Below are 18,579 nucleotides of genomic sequence, written 5' to 3' on the forward strand. Positions count from 1 at the left end.
GCCAGCGTTCGTCCTGAGCCAGGATCAAACTCTCCATCGAAAACAAACCCCAACCCACCAAAGTGAGCCAAGGAATACCAATAAGAGCCACATCCCCTGACAAAAAACAAAACTGACACCAACCACCCCAAAAGGTGGCTGTTATACAGAATCATTGTCAAAGAAACCGCGACAACCACAACAACCCCCACCCAAAAGCAGAAGCCACCATGACCGTCAACGGGGCAAAACAAACTAATTCGTCGACTAATCAAACACACTGTTGAGTTCTCAAAAATCAGACGCACCCACATCGCGATCCGGTGAGGATCTCGGTTGCGTGAGGCAACTGGTGAAACCTAGCGAGCGACTTTCTGTCGTGGCAAATCCCCGACTGTTTCGCTCTGCCCGGTGGTGTCACCGTGACCGGTGACCGCTTCGGGCTGTCCGCCTGGGGCCGAGAGCCCGACCTGACCGGTCTTGCTCCCCGCCGCTCCCTGGCGACAAAGAGAACAGTATGCGTACTCTCGACACCGCGCAAATCGAGATGGTGTGACCGCGAGCACATCGACGTTTTCGCAGGTCAGAGGCCTGTTGTGACGCGTGGGGCGATCCGGGGTGCGTGTCGGGTGCCCGGTCAGGCCACCTCGACGCCGGCGAAGTTCTTCTTCCCGCGGCGCAGCACGAGCCACGAGCCGGCCACCAGATCGGCCTCGGTCGGGCGCAGGTCGGGATCCTCGACGCGCACGTTGTTGAGGTACGCGCCGCCCTCGGCGACCGTACGGCGGGCATCACCCTTGCTCTTCACCAGGCCCGCGGCCACGAGCAGGTCGAGGATGCCGGGGAGCTCGCCGGCCGGGACCGACGTACCTCCTGCCTCGCGCAGAGCAGAGGCCAGCGTCGCGGGCGCGATGGTGGCGAGGTCTCCCCCACCGAACAGCGCTGCCGCGGCCGCCTTCGCCTGCTCGACCTCGTCGTGACCGTGGACGAGCGCGGTCACCTCGTCGGCCAGGCGCTTCTGGGCGGCGCGGAGGAACGGCTTCTCGGCGGTCTGTTGCTCGAGGTCCTCGATCTCCTCGCGCGTGAGGAACGTGAAGACCCTGAGCAGCTCGCCGACCTTGGCGTCCTCGGCGTTGAGCCAGAACTGGTGGAAGGCGTACGGCGAGAGCATCTCCGGGTCGAGCCACAGGGCCCCGCCCTCGGTCTTGCCGTACTTGGTGCCGTCGGCCTTCGTCATCAGCGGCGTGGCGATGGCGTGCGCATGGGCGCCGTCCGCGCGCCGGATGAGCTCGACCCCCGCCGTCAGGTTGCCCCACTGGTCGGAGCCGCCGAACTGCAGGGTGACGCCGTGGTCGCGGTGGAGATTGAGGTAGTCCATCGACTGCATGAGGACGTAGGAGAACTCGGTGTAGCTGATCCCCGCCTCGAGCCGGCTCTTGACGACGTCGCGGGCGAGCATCCGGTTGACCGGGAAGTGCTTGCCGATGTCGCGCAGGAAGTCGATCACCGACATCGACGCGGTCCAGTCGTAGTTGTTCACCATCGTCGCGGCGTTGTCGCCCTCGAAGGAGAGGAAGGGCTCGATCTGGCCGCGGACGCGGTCGACCCAGTCCTTGACCGTGTCGAGGCTGTTGAGCGTGCGCTCCCCCGAGTCCCGCGGGTCGCCGATCATCCCGGTGGCGCCGCCGACCAGGGCGTACGGCGTGTGGCCCGCGTCCTGGAGCCGCTTCGCGGTGAGTACCTGCACCAGGTGGCCCATGTGGAGGCTCGGTGCCGTCGGGTCGAAGCCCACGTAGAACCTGACGCTCCCCTCGCCCAGCGCCGCACGGAGCGCGTCGCGGTCGGTGGAATGTGCGACGAGGCCGCGCCACTCCAGCTCGTCGAGGACATTCGGGCTCGTCACGGGGATTCCTTCGGGTGGGGTCGGGCTGGTGGTCGGCTACTAGCCTAGGGCGAGCACGGAGGAAGGACGGCACGTGATCGCAGGCAGGTACAGGCTCGGGCGGGAGATCGGCCGCGGAGGGTCCGGCACGGTCCACCTCGCGGTGGACGAGGTGCTCGGCCGGCAGGTGGCGATCAAGCGCATCGGCATGATCGCCGGCTCCGACGACGTCGAGCGGGAGCGGGCCGAGCGCGAGGCCCGGTTGGCCGCGGCGCTCAACCACCCGCACGTCGTCTCGGTCTTCGACCTCGTCGACGAGGCCGACGTCCGCTGGTTGGTGATGGAGTACGTCGACGGCCAGACGCTCGGCGAACGCGTGCGCTCGACCGGGCCCCTCGACGCCGCCGAGGCGGCGGCACTCCTCGGTCAGACCGCCGACGCGCTGGTCGAGGCCCACGCCCACGGGATCGTGCACCGCGACGTCAAGCCCAGCAACATCCTGATCGCCGGTGCCAACGCCAAGCTCAACGACTTCGGCATCGCCCGCTCGGCGGACGACGCCTCGCTCACCCAGACCGGCCTCGTGACGGGATCGCCGGCCTACCTCGCGCCCGAGGTCGCCTCCGGTTCCTCGGCGACGCCGGCGAGCGACGTGTGGTCCCTCGGCGCGACGCTCTACCACGCCGTCACCGGCGCGCCGCCGTACGACGTCGGCGACAACCTGCTCGGTGCGCTCTACAAGATCGTCCACGAGGACCCGCCGCGGCTACCCGACGACCACCCGATGGCCGGACTGCTGACGGTGATGATGACGCACGACCCCGAGCAGCGGTGGTCGATGCGGCAGGTACGCGACGAGCTCGGCAGGATCTCCCGCGGCGGGCGCTCCACCGTGGCAGCCGGCGCCTCGCCGTCCGTACGCGCGGTGGAGCAGGAGCCGACCGGGGTGCTGCCCGCCGTGCGACCCTCGCCCCTCCCGAAGGCAGCGCGGCCGCCGCGTCGGCACTGGGGCTGGATCGCGGTCGCGGCCGTGGCGGCTGTGGCTGCGATTGTGGCGGCGTACGTCCTGGCCGGGCGCGGTGCACCGGAGGCGAGCGGCGAGGATCCGTCGGAGTCGTCGCAGACGAGCAGCACCGACGAGCCGACCGACGCCACCCCGGCGGAGCCGTCCCCCGAGGAGGTCCGCCAGCAGATGGACGCCTTCATCACCTCCTACCTCTCGACCGTGACCAGCGACCCGCGCGCCGCCTTCGACCAGTTGACGCCGGGTTTCCAGGAGGCCAGTGACGGCTACGACGGCTACATCGCCTGGTGGAGCAAGGTGCAGTCGGCAGAGCTGACGAGCATCGACAGCAACCCGTCGGACAGCACGGTCGCCTACACCGTCAACTACCTGATGAAGACGGGCCGCACCACCACGTCGCGCGTACGGCTCCAGCTCCAGGCCGACGGCGACGGCTTCCTCATCGCGGGCGAGGGCTGAGCACAGGTCCCAACGGGTGAGGGCGCTTCGACCTGTCCTCATTACTGTGGAGCGGAGCCACGGGAAGGGTCCGAACACGTGATCGCAGGCAGGTACACCCTCGGCCGGGAGATCGGCCGTGGGGGCGCCGGCATCGTCCACCTCGCACACGACGAGGTGCTCGGACGGTCCGTCGCCATCAAGCGCATCGGGCTCGTGCCTGGCACGACGGGGCAGGACATCGCCCGCGCCGAGCGGGAGGCCCGGATCGCCGCGGGCATCAACCACCCCCACGTCGTGTCGATCCTCGACCTCGTCAAGGACGTCGACTGCTACTGGCTCGTGATGGAGCACGTCCAGGGCCGCACGCTCTCCGAGGTCGTCGCCGCGGACGGGCCGCTGAGCCCCGCCCGCGCGGCAGGCATCCTCGCCCAGGTCGCGGACGGCCTGGTCCAGGCCGCCCGGGCCGGCATCGTCCACCGCGACGTGAAGCCCAGCAACATCATGGTCGGCGACGACGACCACGCGAAGCTCGGCGACTTCGGCATCGCCCGCGGGTCCGGCGACTCCGCGCTCACCGTGACCGGTCAGGTCACCGGCTCACCCGCCTACCTCGCGCCCGAGGTCGCGTCGGGCTCGCCCGCGGAGGCCGCCAGCGACGTGTGGTCACTCGGTGCGAGCCTCTACCACGCAGTCGTCGGACGCGCTCCCTACGACGTGGGCGGCAACGTCATGGGCGGGATGTACCGGATCGTCCACGACGAAGCCCCGCGGCTGCCCGGCGACCATCCCCTGGCCGGGATGCTCGCCCGGACGATGGTGAAGGACCCCGAACGGCGGTGGTCCGCCGAGCGCGTACGCGACGAGCTCCGCCGCGTCGCCACGGGAGGTGCCCTGTCCGGGGTGGACACGACCACGGCTCCGCACCCGCCGCCTGCCCCGCCCGCACCGGCCAGCACCTCGACGATGCCCGAGGTCTCGCCCGACGCAACCGAGCGACCTCCCGCACCTCCTACGACGACCTCCCCGGCGCGACGCTCGTACTTGGGCTGGATCGCTGCGGTCGCCGTCCTCGTGCTGCTCGCCGGCCTCGGCGCCTGGCTCCTGTGGCCGGGGGACGGTCAACGCCCGGCCGGCACCGACGCGCAGACCGGGCAGTCGGACGAGCCTTCTGCCTCCGAGGAGCCGTCCGACGAGCCGTCCGACGAGCCGTCCGAGGAACCGTCCGAGAGCGCGACCGAGGAGCCCAGCGCCGAGCCGAGCCCGCCGGCAGGCGGGACGGAGGCGGAGGTGCGCACCTTCGTCCAGGACTACTTCTCCCTCGTGACGTCCGCCCCCGAGTCGTCGTACGTCATGCTCACGCCGGAGTTCCAGGCCGCGAGCGGCGGCTTCGAGCGCTACTCCGGGTTCTGGAGCACGATCAGCTCGGCGCGTCCGTACGACATCACGGTCGATCCCGACACCCTCGTCACGACGTACACGATCGACTACGTCACCACGTCGGGCCGGACCTCGACCGAGCGGAAGCAGCTGCAGCTGGTGCAGGACGGCGAGGACTACCTCATCGCCGGCGAGGGCTGAGCAGCGCCGGAACTGCCTGCGTGGGGCGGGTGGGGCTCGAACCCACGGCCCGAGTCACCTCCGTCCAGCACGGAGGGAGTCGCGGGCATAATGCCGGGGTGCGAAGCCCGCGAGACACAGTTGCGCGAGCACGTTGCCCCGTGCACCCAGGACCGTCGGTGTTCGTAGATCCGAGTGCGCACACCCTGCACAACACCGGGGACGCCGCCATGCTTCAGGTGGCACTCATGCGCATACGTGCCCAGTGGGCCGGCGCCTGTGTCACCGTTCACTTCTCGGACGCACCAGCACTGGCGCGATTGGACGGTCAGGCACATGTCCTGTCTCCGAAAGGGGTGCGCGCGTGGGCGCCGGACGCCGGACTCGCAGCGCCGGGACGGCCGCTCGCTCGCGCCCGGGCTCTGCTCGCCCGCGCTGGTCGAACCATGCGTCGCCGTTGGCCCGGCTACTGGCGCGTCGTCGCCCGCATGGTTGACCGCACCTCGGTGGACGCCTACCTCCGGACGGTGCAAGGTGCCGACCTCGTCCTGTTGACCGGAGCGGGCGCGTTGACGGACGCGTTTGCCCGCCACGCTGTCCAGCTGCTCGAGACGCTTGAGGTCGGTCAGGCGGCCGGGGCCGTCACGGCCGCGACGGGGCAGGGCCTCGGCCCACTCCACGAGCCGCTGCTCGTCGAGCGGGCCGCAGGTGCCGTGCGCGGCGCGGACCTGTTGGCATTGCGGGAGCCGCTCCTCGGTGTCCAGCTCCTGGCCGCCTGGGGGGTCGCTCCGCAGCAGTGGACCGTCACCGGGGACGACGCCTTGGCGCTCCTGGACGCGGGACTCGGTCCGGCAGCGGGGCCGGCGTTGGGCGTGTGCCTGCGGCGAGCGCCCTACGCCCGGATCGATGACGCGACACTGCACGAGACGCGAGAAGTCGTCCGCTCGTTCGCCGCCGCGGTGGCCGCGCCCGTCACGGGGCTCCCCGTCAGTCGCCATCTCCTCGAGGACGACGCGGATGCACTGGGCGGACTGGTGCAGCGCGATGACGGCCCGCGTTCGCCAGACGCGTTGATCGAGCGCGTCCGCGGCTGCCGCACCGTCCTGACCGGCAGCTACCACGCCGCAGTCTTCGCCCTGGGCTCCGGCGTGCCGGTGGTGGCGCTCGCAGGCAGTCCCTATTACCTGCACAAGTTCGCTGGTCTGGCAGCCCTATTTGGCGACGCCTGCCAGACCGTGGTCCCCGGACCGCTCCTGGCACGGGACCTTCGCGCAGCCCTGCTGGAGGCGTGGGAGCTCGCACCACCCGCGCGAGAAGAGTTGTGCGCCACCGCCCGGCGCCAGGTGGTGGCCGGCGACGCCGCCTACGCCGAGATCTTCCAGCTCGTCGAAGCCCGGGTTCGGCCGCGGTGAGCAGCCGTCCACGCAACACCACCCAGCTTCAGGGCCGCATGCGGAAGAGTGGCGGCAATCAGGACGGCGTACGGCAGCGCCGCCACCGGAGCGCCCTGCATGGCTTCACGCGCATGCCGCCTAGCCGCAGCGCGGTTGCCGCATCGCAGGGCAAGCTTGGCGCAGGCGAGGTGGTAGAGCGTCACCGAGGCCCACTTCGCGGGCGGTGACGCGAGCGGTGCAGGGGGGAGACCGTGACGCCGCCTCTCGGCGCTCACCAGCTGGTGGGTACGACGCGCCTGCTCCTCGGCGTGGGTGAAGCTGACCGCGGACCCATGTCGGCGATAGCGAAGCAGCGGGATCGGCAGGTTGGCGAGCAGGCCCTCCCTGCTCAGCCTCATCCACAGGTCCAGGTCCTCCGCCGGGTAGGACCCGACGCGGTAACCGCCGATACGGACGATGGCGTCATGACGCAGGACCACCGTCGGGTGGCACATGGCAGTCCGGCCCGAGAGCAGTGCTCGGCGGATGGCTTCGTCCTGCTGCGGCATCCGCACCCGCCCGACAGGCGCGCCGTTCTCGTCCACCACGTCCACGGCGCCGCCGACAGCGACCACGTCCGGGTGCCGGTCCAGGTAGGACATCTGAAGGCGCAGGCGACTCGGCAAGGAGACGTCGTCAGCGTCCATGCGCGCCACGAAAGCTCCGCGGGCGGCAGCGAGGCCGGCGTTGAGGGCTGCCACCAGGTCCGGAGCGGGCAGGCGCAACACCGTGACCCGCGAGTCATGCTCGGCCGCCGCGCGGCAGATCTCACCAGTGCGGTCGACTGAGCCGTTGTCGATCACCACCAGCTCCCAGTCGGGCAGATCCTGGTGGATAATGCTGTCGATCGCCTCCTGCAGATAGCGCTCGCCGTCGTGGACCGGGAGAATCACCGTCACGGCAGGGGAAGGCACGACGTGCATTATGCAGCAGCCGTCGCGCGCAGCCGGGTCGATGACGTTGTGGCCGTGGGTGACGTGTCCAGCGCCTCAGGGGTGCGCACATGAGGGGAGCCGGGATCCCACCCGTGACCCTGAGAGGCCAGGTCGCCACGGGGTTGGCGTGGACAGCCTGCGAGCGCTGGCTCACGCGGTTGGCGGGGTTGGCGACCCTTGTCGTGCTCGCGCGACTGCTCGACGTCTCTGACTTCGGCTTGATCGCTCTGGCGAGCGCCTCGACAGGTGTTCTCCAGGTGCTGGCGGAAGGAGGCTTCGGCGCCTACCTCATCCACGCGAGACGGGCCGATCAACGGATCACGAGCTCGGTCCACTGGTGGGCGCTCGGCATCGCGGCCGCCCTGGCGGCGATGCTCGTGGCTTCAGCGCCTCTCCTCGCCCAGGCGTTCAACAAGCCCCAGCTGAGTCTGATCGTGATGGCGATGAGTCCTCTCCTCGTGCTGAACGCGGCGTCGATCGTGCCCGTGGCGCTGCTCCAGCGCGATCTGCAGTTCAAGGTCCTGGCGATCCGGCAGGTCGCGGGAGTGCTTGCGGGCGGCACGGTCGGGGTCTCCACAGCGCTGGCAGGGTGGGGCGTCTGGGCGCTGGTTGCTCAGTTGCTCGTGGGTACGACGACGAGTTCCGCCATCCTCTGGATCCGATCTGCGTGGCGCCCCTCGCCGGTCTTCGACTGGAGAACCGCCAACGAGGCGACCCGCTACGGATCCAGGATCGTTGCCATCAATCTGGCTACTGCGTTGCGCGATCAGGGCGAGGCCTACCTGATCGGTGGCTTCGCTGGTACGACCGCCCTCGGCGCGTGGACGATCGCCAAGCGGCTCCTCTTGTTAGTGGTTGACCTGTGTGGCACGGTCATCTCGACCGTGGCGCTCCCGGCTTTCGCGCAGCTGCGCCACGACCGACCGCGACTCGTCCGCGCCTACACGACAGCTGTTGGTTCCTCGGCCCTGCTGATGCTCCCGACCATCGCCTTCCTCAGCGTCACCAGCTCTGCACTGGTCCCCCTGCTCTTCGGCGGTCAGTGGTCTGGCAGTGGAGACCTGGCGGCAATCCTGATGCTGGCGGGCGTATTCAGCGTCCTCGGCACGCTGGACAGGTCCGTCTACCTCGCGATCGGACGTCCGGGCGTCGAGCTGGGCCTGGTCACCATGATCGTTGCGCTCCACATCGTGACCATCGCGGTGTTCGTGGACTCCGGCCTGGTGGTGCTCGCCTGGGCGACGCTGATCCGCGCGGCCCTGCTGTGGCCGGTCCGAGCCGTCGTGCTGCGCCGGGTGGCCGCCGTGCCGGTCAATGCCTATGCGGTCGTGCTACCGCCCGTGGTGGCGGCCGCCGCCCAGGCCGCGGTCATGTACTACGTCGGCCGTGCCGTGCCCGTCGGCTGGGCTGCCCTGTCGTTGCAAGCGCTTGCGGGGGGCCTTGTCTACGTCGCAGCCATGACTGCGATCTCGCGCGACTTCAGGGTCCTGGCGAGACGAGCACCGGGGGTCGCCCGCCGCCATTGGTCAGCCCGTCCCTGACCCTGCGGGAGTGGCTGAATAGACAGGGTAGTACCTGTACCAGTCGCGGCCGGTCAGCACCTCGACCGCGAACTCATACCCACGTCCCACCAGCAGACGCTCCCATTCGCCGGCCGAGAGAAGGACATTGCGCCCGTTGAAGACGTAGCGGCTGATGAGGACGCGCTCTGCGTCCGTCAGCGCCTGGTCGCTGTCGATCTCTGCGAACAACCTCACATTGTCCAGGTGCTTCCCGTCCCAGCAACACCGCAGGTGCCCGAGCAGGCGCATGCCGAAACCGAACTCCGCCGGGTCGAGGCTCCCTTCCCGGTAGCGTGCCACGAGCCTAGGATGGGACTCAGCGTCGAGGTCGAGGCCTTCGGGGACCACCGGGTGACGAGTGACCAACCGTCCGCCGGGCCGTAGGACGTCGCGCACGCACGTGAGCAGCTCACCCATGCCGTCCACGTCGGAGCTGTTGGGAAAGCCCCCGTCGGTGAGCACGGCGTCGACTCCTCGGGCGTATCGCGGGAGATCCCGCCAGTCGGCCTGGACGATCTCTTCACGCTCACGTCCTTCAGGCCACTCCCCGAACGCGGCCACCGCCTCGGGGCTCATGTCGATGGAGACCACCCGTTCGAAACGAGAGAGAGCCAGCGTCCGCAGCTCGGGGGTCATGCCGAGGACGACCGCCGACTCACGGCGCCCGTCCGGGAGAGCGCGCGCATATGCCGCGATCTCGGGCGGGCACGGGCTACCCGCCTCGTGGCGGATGCGGCGTGCGGCGTCGTCGATGCGCGCGAGCAGGGTTTCCTTGTCCCAGCTCACGAGCTGGATCTCAACCGCCGCCGCACGGCACCACCCCATGACGTGCTGGCGCGGAGACTGCGACCGCGCCAAGATCGGCTTCGACGCAGCAGACGCTGCACGGCAGGGCCCAGGTCGTCGGGCAGCCCGTCGGCGGCCATCTCCTCCCAGACCACCGCAACTCCCGCAGGGAGGTGACGCAGAGCGTCCACCCGCCTGGGCAGATCGCGTCCATCGAAGGTCTTGAACTGGGCCAGCTTCTCGGCCTGCGCGAGGTAGCACATGGTCCGCAGGCACTTCTCGCACGCTGAGCAGTTTTGTCCCGGGCGGCGGTGTTCCCAGCACACCCGGAGGTGCTCCTGGACGAGGGGTTCGTCCGCGATGACACGCAGCTTCTCGCGCTTCCACAGCTCGGCCCCGATGTGCTGGACAGCGAGAGCACGCGAGGACCACAGGGGATCCAATGTCGGGTGCGTGCCCCAAGGGACGTCCAGCGCGGCGGCGTAGGAGGCAGAGATCCCGAACTTCCCCACGTGATCGATCAGCGTGTGACCGACCGCGGCGAGAGCGGCGCCGTGGGTGCGCCTCCAGTCCAGGGGCGCCCAGAGCGGGTGCGCCCGGAGGTTCGTGCTGACCACCACGGCGCGAGCCTCCAGCTTCGCCGCGATCGCGCGCACGGACGCCTCGGCGTGGTCCCCCCGCTCGACATCGGTGAGGGCAATGTCGAAGCCGCGCACGAATACCAGGTCGTCCCACGGACCGCTGCGCAGCAGCGACCAGAACGAGTCGACCCCAGCGCTGAAGCAGAGTGCGCGACCCGACTGCGGACCAGGGGCGTCCTCCCCTGCCTCGGGACGCGAGAGCTCGATCCCCCACCAGTCGCGGACCGTCTCGGCAATGACACCCACGCCCGCCGCAAACTGTGGGTCGACTCGTATACCGGCACCTGCGGCTCGTCCGCCGAAGGCGACGGCGGCCGCGTGCGCCTCGGGTGACGCCCGCAGCGTGAGATCCGGTGAGGTGAACCACAGCCCCTCGCCGAGGACGTCGAATTCGACCCTGCTCCAACGGTCGCCACACGGACCAGCGGCCCGACTCTCCGTCGCCATCCGCGCACCCTATCCACCGCGGGGCCGGCCTGACCTGGCGCAAGGACTTCGTGGTGGGGCGGGTGGGGCTCGAACCCACGACCCAAGGATTATGAGGACTGAGCCTCAAAACCCTTGTGCTACTAGGCAATTCACGTGGGAGGCTCCATCCCTCACACGTCGAATCCCCCTCTGTTTAGCGGGGTCCGCTGGCCGGTTGCAACGTCAGAGACAACCATCCCGCGAGAGGAACCACCATGACCACCACCGCAGTACCGATCACCCAGCGCCAGCCCTTGACGCCCGTCCGGTGTGCCTCCTGGTGCGCAGACGGATCTGGGCACGCACACCAGACGCACGTCGAGGATCAGTACTGCCACTCGATCATGCTCGACATGGCGGCCTCGCTGCACGTTCCCCAGGACGCCGAGCCGGTGACCGTCTATGCCCGCAAGGAACCGGGCGAGGACACGGCCTACGTAGTCGTCCGGACGCCCGACGACCGGGAGATGCGTTTAACCGTCGACGAGGTGCAGCGGCTGAGGGAATGCCTCGAACACATGGCGTGGGTGGCCGAACAGGACGCCGGCGCGCGCAACGCCTTCGAGATTGGTCGCGACGTCGGCCGGGACCGGGACGGGGCGTGACGCGCCGAGAGTGGATCGCGGCGACCTGGGCCGAATGGGCGCCGTCCTACCGCTCGGGGCGACTGGACATCGGCCAATTCGTGATCGTGAGCCGCAAGGAGCTGTCGCGGTGGTCCTGGGAGCACCACGCGAGCGGCGCGAATATGCAACGGGAAGATCCTGCCCATGCCGACCGCATTGCGCCGCTGGCAGAGCGTGAGTCCCAGCAGGCCGAACCAGTGGCCGTCGTCAGGCATCTTCACGCGGTGCGGGCCTGACCCTCAGCGCAAACAGCAGACCATCCCCGGCGCGGATATCGCCGGGGATGGTCTTGTCAGCCCTTCTGTCGCTCGAAGGTGATGAGAAGCCCATCGGTGCCGCCCGGACCGATGCGGCCCTTCACGTCAACGGCCGCCGTCGACTTGAGCTGCCAGCCCTTCGCCGCCCACTCGTTCAGCACGCGCTCCAGCTTGTCGCCCGAAAGGGCTCCGCCGAACATCTTGGATCGAAGCTCCACACACTTGTATTCGTACATGACAGCGACGCTATCGCGCGCGGACCGAACGCACCCCCATCGGACGGCCGAACCTGGTTCTTACGACGACACCGGGCGCGCGTGGACGTAGAGCGGCCAGTAGGACACAGACACGCTCGTGGTCGACGCCATGGCGCCCTGGGCGAGCAGCCAGATCAAGACGTTGGTCTTGCCGGGAACCAGCAGCGGGAAGCCGCCGACGTGCCCGAGCATCCCGGTCTTGCCGTCAACGTTCGCGGTGAACGGCGGTGAGCTGTCGACGTAGTAGGCGGAGTCTTGGACTGCGTCGATCACGCGGGTCGCGCCGACGCTGCCAACGGGCGGATTGATCACTGCCGTGCTGTCGGGCAGGCAGGTCATCAGCCAGTCCACGACGACGGTGGCCGTCCCGGATACCCGCTGAAGCTGGATGATTAGCTCGGGACCTGCCGATAACGCCGTGTCGAATCCGACCCCACCACCCGCTACGTGGACGAATCCGAGGTCGACGACCTGCGCTGTCGAGGTGTCCGAGAGTGTCGCATAGGCCGCGCCAGAGGGCGTCGGTACGGGCGTGCCGTTCACAAGCAGCCGCGCGCGCACGGTGCTGCCTGTCGTGGAGAGCTTCATCCGGGCCAGGGCGCGGTGCCTGCCCGCTGTGATGGGGTTCTGCTGCCCGAGGAAGTCGGAGAGGCGGGTCGTCATCGCGGCGTTGGTGGCGAACGAGACGCTGACACCGGCCCCGCTTGAGTACTCGGCGTTGGACACGTCGGCGGCGTCGGTGCCGTTGACGGCCAACTCGGCCTCGTAGAAGCGCACGGGGTTGGTCGTGGCGAGAAGCCACTGTTGGCTCGTGATGGCGGTTGTTCCTGTGAAGAGCACGGGCGGGGTTGCCACGTCGCCCTTCACCGTCGAGATGGTCACGCCGTAGGCCGTGGAGGAGGGCGCGACCGTTGCGGCCGCGATGTCCTCCCGCAGCCCCAGCGCGAACGGCTCGGCCAGTACCTCGACGGTGAAGGTCCGCATCGCAGCTTGAGCCATCACGTCCACCAACTGAGAGGTGTCCGAGCGGTAGGTGCGGAAGAAGACCGGCTTCGTCAGCCCGTTCGGCTGATACATCAGGAAGTTGCTCGCCCGGTCGAGCTCGCGCCACAGCTTCTGCATCTCGACGGCTGCAAGATCCTGCGTCGACTTGCGGCACTCGATCTCCATCGTCAGCGTCCGCGAGTCATACGACGACGACCCCACGTGGATCCCGTCGCGCATCGCATTGGACGCCACCGACCGACGCAGCCGCGGCGGAGGTGCCGAGAACGACTTCACCCAGAACGACGTCTCGTCGTTGAGGTCGAGGCGCGTGGTCGGGGAGGCGACGATGGAGTCCACGAATCGGATCAAGTCAGCCGGCATGCTCAGCCTCCTCGAGCCAGGCCAGAGCGTCAGCCAGGGAGTCCTCGAGCTGGGTCCGGCGCCAGTCTTCGGTCGCGGGGTCGTCGAGGGCCTTGCGGAAGCTCGCTACGTGCCCGCGGACCTCGGTCACGCGTTCGGGGGTGTAGATGGTGCTGGTGGTCACGGCGCTGTCCCTTCTGGGGAGGTTGTGCTGTGGCGGCGGCGCTGGGGTGTCTCAGCGTAAGAAGGGAACAAAGAGCGCTCGGCCCCATCCATCCCGTCCGCGGAGCGTGTCCGCGCGGGTGAGGTTCACGCCGCCTGCCACAGCGGTCAGTGGGTCAGATCACGGCCGGACGCCGGTGACGACGTCGAAAGCCTTCGGGCGGGCCGGGACCATGTCGCCGCGCCACCATGCGACGAAGCCGTACTGGCCGTTGTCGGGCATGAAGCGCTCGGTGAGCAGCGTGATCTGCAGCTCGGTGCGCACGCCGATCATCAGCTGGTTCCAATCAGCCGTGAACACGTCCGAGGTGTCGCTGCTCGTGCCGACCGTCAGGTTCGAGGGCACCTGGTTGGTGGTGTACCGCTCGATGTCGTCGAGGTAGGCCGGCGGCTGGACGTAGGAGCCGTCCGTCGCCGTGATGAGCGACAGGGTGCGCAGCGTGCGATCCGCGAGGATCTGCGCGTTGGGCTCCTCGTTGTTGTCCCGGATCCGTCCGACCGAGTTCACCAGGGCGGCCCACGTCGGGGTCGCGCCGTTGGTGGCGAGCGGGGTCTTGGTGACATTCGGGTCGGTCTTGATCCCCCGGGGCTGGACCGCGGTGGCGGTGCCGTCGCCAGTGCCGTAGAGCGCGGCGAGGTCGACGCTCAGCGCCAGAGCCGAGCCGAACGCGGCCTCGAGCTGGCCCTCGATGTCAGTGTCCTCGACGAGCTCGCGCGAGACCTTCGTGTAGGCAGCCAGGCTCTTGGCGATCAGCGTGACCTTGTCCATCGTGGGGTCGGTCTCAGCGATGGCCGCGTTCTCCGCACGCCAGGCGAGCGTCGGGTCAGTGAGCCAGCGGGCGACGTCGAGCGTCCTGCTCTCCATCGGGACGGTGGTCGCACCGGCCTGCATCACGCGGGTCTTCTTGCGGGCCAGGTCGATGATGCGCGTGGACAGCACCGTGGGCAGCATGACGCCGCCGGCACCGGCGGAGCCACCGGACAGAGCCATCTGGATGCGCTCAGCGTCCGCATCCCGCCAGTCGCCGGTGAAGGCGCCTCGCAGGTACTTGGTCAGGCTCAGGTCGGCACGCCCCGAATCCTCAAGCGCATTGCGGACCTCAGGCGGGTGCTCAAACCCGCGGGCCTGTGCGTAGCCAGCGAACGTCTGGCCCTTCGCCAGTGGGGCACCCTCGCGGTACTTCGCAGAGGCGGGGTCGTGCGTCGGAGCCATGACGCCAGTCCGGTTCACGGTGTTCGCCGCGATGATGTCGGTCAGCTCGTCGTAGACCGACTCGGCCTTCGAGTAAGCGCGCATGTCGGCCGCGCGCATCTTCTCGCCTTCCGGCGTCCGCTTCATGATTGTGTTCATGACGTCCCAGCAGTCCGCGCGCAGCGCCGTGGCGGAGTCGGCGGCGTTGAGACCGGACCAGCCCTGGCCGTTGCGCAGGGCGTTCATCTCGTCGTCGGTGGGCAGCTTCGGCGTGGTGGCCTTCGGCTGGTTCGGGTTGCTCGGTGTGGTGCTCATGTGGGCCTCCTAGAGGCAACGCAGTGGCAGAGGGGATGGTGCTTCTCTCCACCGCGGTGCGGGGCACTCACACGGGGCTTCGACGCATCCGCGGTGCGGGGCACTCGCACGGAACTACAACACGTCTCGAAGAGAATCCTACTCGGGATCACGGACATTCGCCTCGCAACTCGCGCAGGGCATCAGCGACAGGGTCATCGCCAGGACCGAGCAGCTTGCCCGGGCGGTCGTCGTTCATCAGCTCGGCCTCGGCCGTCAGCTCGAGAGAGCGTCGCTCCCGGATCACCCCGACCAGCGCGCGAGACATCAGGCCGGCGAACGCGGTCAGCTCGGAGTCCTCGAGCGCCACCTCGTCATACATCACGGCCAGCCGCTTCAGGGTCACGGTGTCGACCTGGGCGACGTCGTGCTGGGTGATGTTCACAAGGTGTCCGGATCGAACGGTGCGTCCGGGCCGACGCCCTCGATAGGCAGGTTCGTGCCGAATTCGGCCTCGAACTCCTCCCGCCGCGACCACCACTCGCCAGCCGCGGCGAGGTCGTCGACGGGATGCCAGTCCCGTGGCTCAAAAGAAACCAACCTGGACACGTCCGTGTTGGCATTCGGGTTCGGCTGCGACAGCTGGCGACCATCCGGAGCGGTGATCCCGTAGCCCAACAAGCGCAGCAGCCTGCGGCTTCTGATCTCCTCGACCGGGGTGCGGTCCACCGCGCTACCGAGATACGTCTTCTCGAGCTCGGTCAACAGTCGCCCAAGCTCTCGCGCGTGTTGGGCGCCGTTGCTCGGGTCCACGTCGAGTCGTCGAGCCAACTCGAGGGCAACCGCCGCCCGCAAGTCACCTTGCAAGTCTTCTGACAGCCGATCGAGCTGATCGCGTGTCGCCGTCTCGACGGCGCCCACAATCACCCCGCTCTCCTCGGCCAGCGCTCTCTCCAAAGCAATGCGGAGGTACTGCGAGGCGGTCACCTTCCGAGCCTTCGCGGCCGCGTCTATGCGCCCAGCTAGGACGACTGGGACTTTGGTGGAGATGACGGTCGTGTTCGTGCTCATTTGCGCTCCATGCTTGAGGTAGACCGAAGTCGAGGGTCAGTGGATGTATGGCGGCTGACTGAAGGGGTCACCTGCTCAGACGGGGGACTTCGTAGGGCCATACCCCCAGGGCCATCCGAGACTTGGTGGTCGACCGAGATGACCCCAACAGTCAATCTCGTCGCGGTGCGGGGCGATCTGGGACTTGATTCCGAACGCGTGGTGCGCATCCGGCAGGCGTCGCTGCACCATCGGCGCGCCCTTCCTCGGCGCCTGTTGCCGGCAGGTTGTCGCTCGACTTCGACGCCGCATCCATCGCATGACGTCACAAGCTCGAAGGTGGGGGCGACTGCGCGGCTCACCGGCTGTCCCTTTCGTCATGGCCGTAGAGGACGGCGACGACGGACACCACAGCAGACACCCGACTCAGGCGCATACTCATCACATCGGTCGGGATCAGGAGCATGTCGTCGGCCTGGGTGCGCAGCTCGTCGACCTCGGCCTTGATCCAGGCAAGCGCCTCGATGTCGTCGGCGAAGTGCAGCGGCTCGCGCCCGCGTCGTGCCCGGACGGTGACCAGGTCGTGCAGAGTGGCGCTCATGCGCTCGCCTCTCGGTCTCGAGAGGCACCGCGCCGCACGGTGCGTACGACCGGAGGTGCTGCCACCTTCTCGTCTATGCCGACGTCACGGTGGTCAGTGGCTCCGGGGAGGTCCGCTGTAGTAATGGTGGGACCCCCGTGTGTCCCGCTGAACGCCCGATTCGGCCCGTTCAGGGGGCGGGTTTCAGCATCATTCAGGGGGCTAGTAGGCGTCCCGCTGAACTTGCCCGGCTTCCTCCGATTCAGGGGGCGGGCATCCGTCCCGCTGACCGACTCGGGGAAGAGCCCCTGATAGACGGCCGTGATGCCCTTCTGACCTCGGACCTGGGTCCACAGCCAGCCACTGTCGTGCGCCTCGGTGATGCGCTCGGTGATCCTCCGTTCGGATCTTCCGAGCCCGGCGGCGATCTTGTGGCGCGGGATGCTGACACGTCGGTCCTGGCCCATGTGGTCGGCCAGGAACAGCAGCAGGACCTTCGTGCGGTCCGTCAGGGTGGTCGACCGGTAGACCGCACGCCGCCAGTCGGACAGGGTGTGACGGCTCATGCGACGTCACCCAGCTCGAGGGCCAGCAGCTCGGCCCACTCGTCGGCGTACTCCTCGCGGCAGCGAGTCGCCTTTGCATGGCACGCCGCGGCGATGATGTCGCAGCGCGCGTTGCCGACCTTGGCGAAGTCGTCGGCCCGCTTGAGCCAGTACGACTCCTGGGCGTTCAGCAGGATCTCGATGATCATGCTCGTGGCGAGTCGGTCGATCAGTTCGGGGCTCACAGCAGCATCCCATGGACCGCGGCGTGCGCAGCCTTGACCGCGGCGACCTCGTGACCGGCCAACCTCAAGAGGTGGACCTCGTCTACGACCTCAGTCGGCCACCGGCGCGACTCAGCAAGCGCCAGGGCCTCCGAGACGACTTCGGGGGTGCCGTACCAAGCGCGCAGACGAGAGCCGAACAGCGGGGGTCGTCCGCCGTTGCACTCCATCAGGAGATCGCGGGAGCCATGTCCCCGAAGGTAGGCGGCCGAGCGGTTGATGAACGCGGCCTGAATCAGGCGGGTGCTCATCAGGACACCGCCAGGGCGAGTCGACGGATGCGGCGGCGGCAATCCCAGCCGAGGCCCGCCCTGATGGACGATTCGGCCGTGATGAGGTGACCACACCGAAGACAGGTCGGCTCCGCGCGGCGGTCGGACGCTCCGCCTACACTGACAGGAGCAGTCTTGATCGCCGTCGAGATGCTTTCAGCCGGTCCGCTAGCCACGGACCGGCTTTCTCGTCCTTCAGGCAGCATCGCCACCACCGGCCCTCGCGACGCGGGCAGCCTTGGCCGCTCGCGTCATCCGGAGCATGTGGGCGCGCTGTAGATAGTCGACGCGGCGCTCGAGCTCAGCGGGGTTCGTTGCTGCGAGATGACCGTTGGGATCGATCTCGCGGGCGAACTTGGCACGAAGGCCAGCTCTAGCCGGCTCGGTTGCGGCCGTGCGGTCTGGGGTTCGGCCCCACCGTTCGGCCGCGGCGATCTGGGCGACAATGGAGCGGGATTCTGGGTCCCTGGCGGGCATGGCGCTTCTCCTTGGCAGGAGTGATCCGCCGGGTGATTACCCCGGCTTGGATCGCACGCCGTGATGCCCTGTGCGCAGACAGACGCCTTACGCGTCGTTCGTTAGCATAGTGGACCGAGCGGACACATCGATGCGAGACACACCATTGGCACAGAGGTCGTGGATAAGGCTGCGCATGCGGGGGCCGGAGATGGTGGGGACCCTCAGTCCGCAACTAGGGCAGGGGTCCAGTGTCCAGGTCGATTCGGCGGGATCCGCGCCCGGTGGGATCTCCTCGCCCCTCAACCTCTCTCGTCGTGCTCCTCCGCGCCGATCCAGCCCTCGAAGGTGTCCAGGCACGGTGTGGCTCATCCGAGACTGGTCGTAGAGAACCTGCCCTCGGTCATCCCCGTGACTGGCCCGCAGCGCGGCTAAGAGTTCGGGGTCGTGCGGACGCAGGAAGGCGTCGAGCAGCACCCTGGAGGCGTG

General features: G+C 68.5%; 20 protein-coding genes. 6 read left to right on the top strand and 14 right to left on the bottom strand.

The window, feature by feature from the left end; all coding sequences use genetic code 11:
• Positions 1-616: 616 nt before the first annotated feature.
• Entirely contained in the window at positions 617-1,882 is a 1,266-nt protein-coding gene (gene tyrS / locus EUA94_RS00005) for a tyrosine--tRNA ligase (RefSeq protein ID WP_129423443.1), read from the bottom strand.
• Between the two features lie 73 nt (positions 1,883-1,955).
• Here tyrS and EUA94_RS00010 point away from each other — a divergent pair, with 73 nt between their 5' ends.
• The 3 genes from EUA94_RS00010 (at position 1,956) to EUA94_RS00020 (ending at position 6,295) form a co-directional block, all read left to right on the top strand.
• The gene (locus EUA94_RS00010) at positions 1,956-3,344 is read left to right on the top strand and encodes a serine/threonine-protein kinase (RefSeq protein ID WP_129423445.1); all 1,389 of its coding nucleotides are present in this window, start codon (positions 1,956-1,958) and stop codon (positions 3,342-3,344) included.
• A gap of 78 nt (positions 3,345-3,422) precedes the next feature.
• Positions 3,423-4,904 carry a serine/threonine-protein kinase gene (locus EUA94_RS00015; protein ID WP_129423447.1) on the top strand — a complete coding sequence of 494 codons (1,482 nt, stop codon included), beginning with the start codon at positions 3,423-3,425 and terminating at the stop codon, positions 4,902-4,904.
• Positions 4,905-5,062: 158 nt separating this feature from the next.
• On the top strand, positions 5,063-6,295 hold the full coding sequence (locus tag EUA94_RS00020) for a polysaccharide pyruvyl transferase family protein (protein WP_129423449.1): 1,233 nt from the start codon (positions 5,063-5,065) through the stop codon (positions 6,293-6,295).
• Here the strand turns inward: EUA94_RS00020 and EUA94_RS00025 are convergent.
• On the bottom strand, positions 6,247-7,230 hold the full coding sequence (locus tag EUA94_RS00025; RefSeq protein WP_165356738.1) for a glycosyltransferase family 2 protein: 984 nt from the start codon (positions 7,228-7,230) through the stop codon (positions 6,247-6,249). The genes EUA94_RS00020 and EUA94_RS00025 overlap by 49 nt on opposite strands.
• 113 nt (positions 7,231-7,343) lie before the next feature.
• Between EUA94_RS00025 and EUA94_RS00030 the strand changes: the two genes are divergently transcribed.
• Entirely contained in the window at positions 7,344-8,792 is a 1,449-nt protein-coding gene (locus EUA94_RS00030) for a lipopolysaccharide biosynthesis protein (RefSeq protein WP_165356739.1), read from the top strand.
• Here the strand turns inward: EUA94_RS00030 and EUA94_RS00035 are convergent.
• The gene (locus tag EUA94_RS00035; RefSeq protein ID WP_129423455.1) at positions 8,778-9,599 is read right to left on the bottom strand and encodes a class I SAM-dependent methyltransferase; all 822 of its coding nucleotides are present in this window, start codon (positions 9,597-9,599) and stop codon (positions 8,778-8,780) included. The genes EUA94_RS00030 and EUA94_RS00035 overlap by 15 nt on opposite strands.
• Positions 9,596-10,486: a hypothetical protein gene (locus EUA94_RS00040; RefSeq protein WP_129423457.1), complete on the bottom strand. Its 891-nt coding sequence runs from the start codon at positions 10,484-10,486 to the stop codon at positions 9,596-9,598. Before EUA94_RS00040 ends, EUA94_RS00035 begins: the two co-directional genes overlap by 4 nt.
• Before the next feature lie 437 nt (positions 10,487-10,923).
• Here EUA94_RS00040 and EUA94_RS00045 point away from each other — a divergent pair, with 437 nt between their 5' ends.
• Positions 10,924-11,313 (top strand): DUF6907 domain-containing protein, encoded by a 390-nt coding sequence (locus EUA94_RS00045; protein ID WP_129423459.1) that lies wholly within the window; start codon positions 10,924-10,926, stop codon positions 11,311-11,313.
• Positions 11,310-11,570 (top strand): hypothetical protein, encoded by a 261-nt coding sequence (locus EUA94_RS00050; RefSeq protein WP_129423461.1) that lies wholly within the window; start codon positions 11,310-11,312, stop codon positions 11,568-11,570. Before EUA94_RS00045 ends, EUA94_RS00050 begins: the two co-directional genes overlap by 4 nt.
• A gap of 56 nt (positions 11,571-11,626) precedes the next feature.
• Here the strand turns inward: EUA94_RS00050 and EUA94_RS00055 are convergent, their stop codons facing one another.
• From EUA94_RS00055 to EUA94_RS00095, 10 genes are all read right to left on the bottom strand, one after another.
• Positions 11,627-11,827 (bottom strand): DUF4177 domain-containing protein, encoded by a 201-nt coding sequence (locus EUA94_RS00055; RefSeq protein WP_129423463.1) that lies wholly within the window; start codon positions 11,825-11,827, stop codon positions 11,627-11,629.
• A gap of 60 nt (positions 11,828-11,887) precedes the next feature.
• A complete protein-coding gene (locus EUA94_RS00060) occupies positions 11,888-13,072 on the bottom strand; it encodes a hypothetical protein (RefSeq protein WP_129423465.1) in 1,185 nt (394 codons plus the stop codon).
• Between the two features lie 133 nt (positions 13,073-13,205).
• Entirely contained in the window at positions 13,206-13,379 is a 174-nt protein-coding gene (locus EUA94_RS21980; protein ID WP_165356740.1) for a hypothetical protein, read from the bottom strand.
• 159 nt (positions 13,380-13,538) lie between these two features.
• Positions 13,539-14,924, bottom strand: a complete 1,386-nt coding sequence (locus EUA94_RS00065) for a phage major capsid protein (protein WP_129423467.1) — start codon at positions 14,922-14,924, stop codon at positions 13,539-13,541.
• 148 nt (positions 14,925-15,072) lie between these two features.
• Positions 15,073-15,348, bottom strand: a complete 276-nt coding sequence (locus EUA94_RS00070) for a hypothetical protein (RefSeq protein WP_129423468.1) — start codon at positions 15,346-15,348, stop codon at positions 15,073-15,075.
• Positions 15,345-15,890 (bottom strand): hypothetical protein, encoded by a 546-nt coding sequence (locus tag EUA94_RS00075; protein ID WP_129423470.1) that lies wholly within the window; start codon positions 15,888-15,890, stop codon positions 15,345-15,347. Before EUA94_RS00075 ends, EUA94_RS00070 begins: the two co-directional genes overlap by 4 nt.
• Before the next feature lie 421 nt (positions 15,891-16,311).
• Positions 16,312-16,554, bottom strand: coding sequence for a hypothetical protein (locus EUA94_RS00080; protein ID WP_129423472.1), 243 nt, complete (start codon positions 16,552-16,554; stop codon positions 16,312-16,314).
• A complete protein-coding gene (locus EUA94_RS00085; protein WP_129423474.1) occupies positions 16,551-17,099 on the bottom strand; it encodes a helix-turn-helix domain-containing protein in 549 nt (182 codons plus the stop codon). The genes EUA94_RS00080 and EUA94_RS00085 overlap by 4 nt, the downstream gene beginning before the upstream one ends.
• Positions 17,096-17,323, bottom strand: coding sequence for a hypothetical protein (locus tag EUA94_RS00090; protein ID WP_129423476.1), 228 nt, complete (start codon positions 17,321-17,323; stop codon positions 17,096-17,098). The genes EUA94_RS00085 and EUA94_RS00090 overlap by 4 nt, the downstream gene beginning before the upstream one ends.
• Positions 17,320-17,613: a DEAD/DEAH box helicase family protein gene (locus EUA94_RS00095; RefSeq protein WP_129423478.1), complete on the bottom strand. Its 294-nt coding sequence runs from the start codon at positions 17,611-17,613 to the stop codon at positions 17,320-17,322. The genes EUA94_RS00090 and EUA94_RS00095 overlap by 4 nt, the downstream gene beginning before the upstream one ends.
• Positions 17,614-18,579 lie beyond the last annotated feature (966 nt).

The organism is Nocardioides zhouii (assembly GCF_004137345.1).
GTDB lineage: Bacteria > Actinomycetota > Actinomycetes > Propionibacteriales > Nocardioidaceae > Nocardioides > Nocardioides zhouii.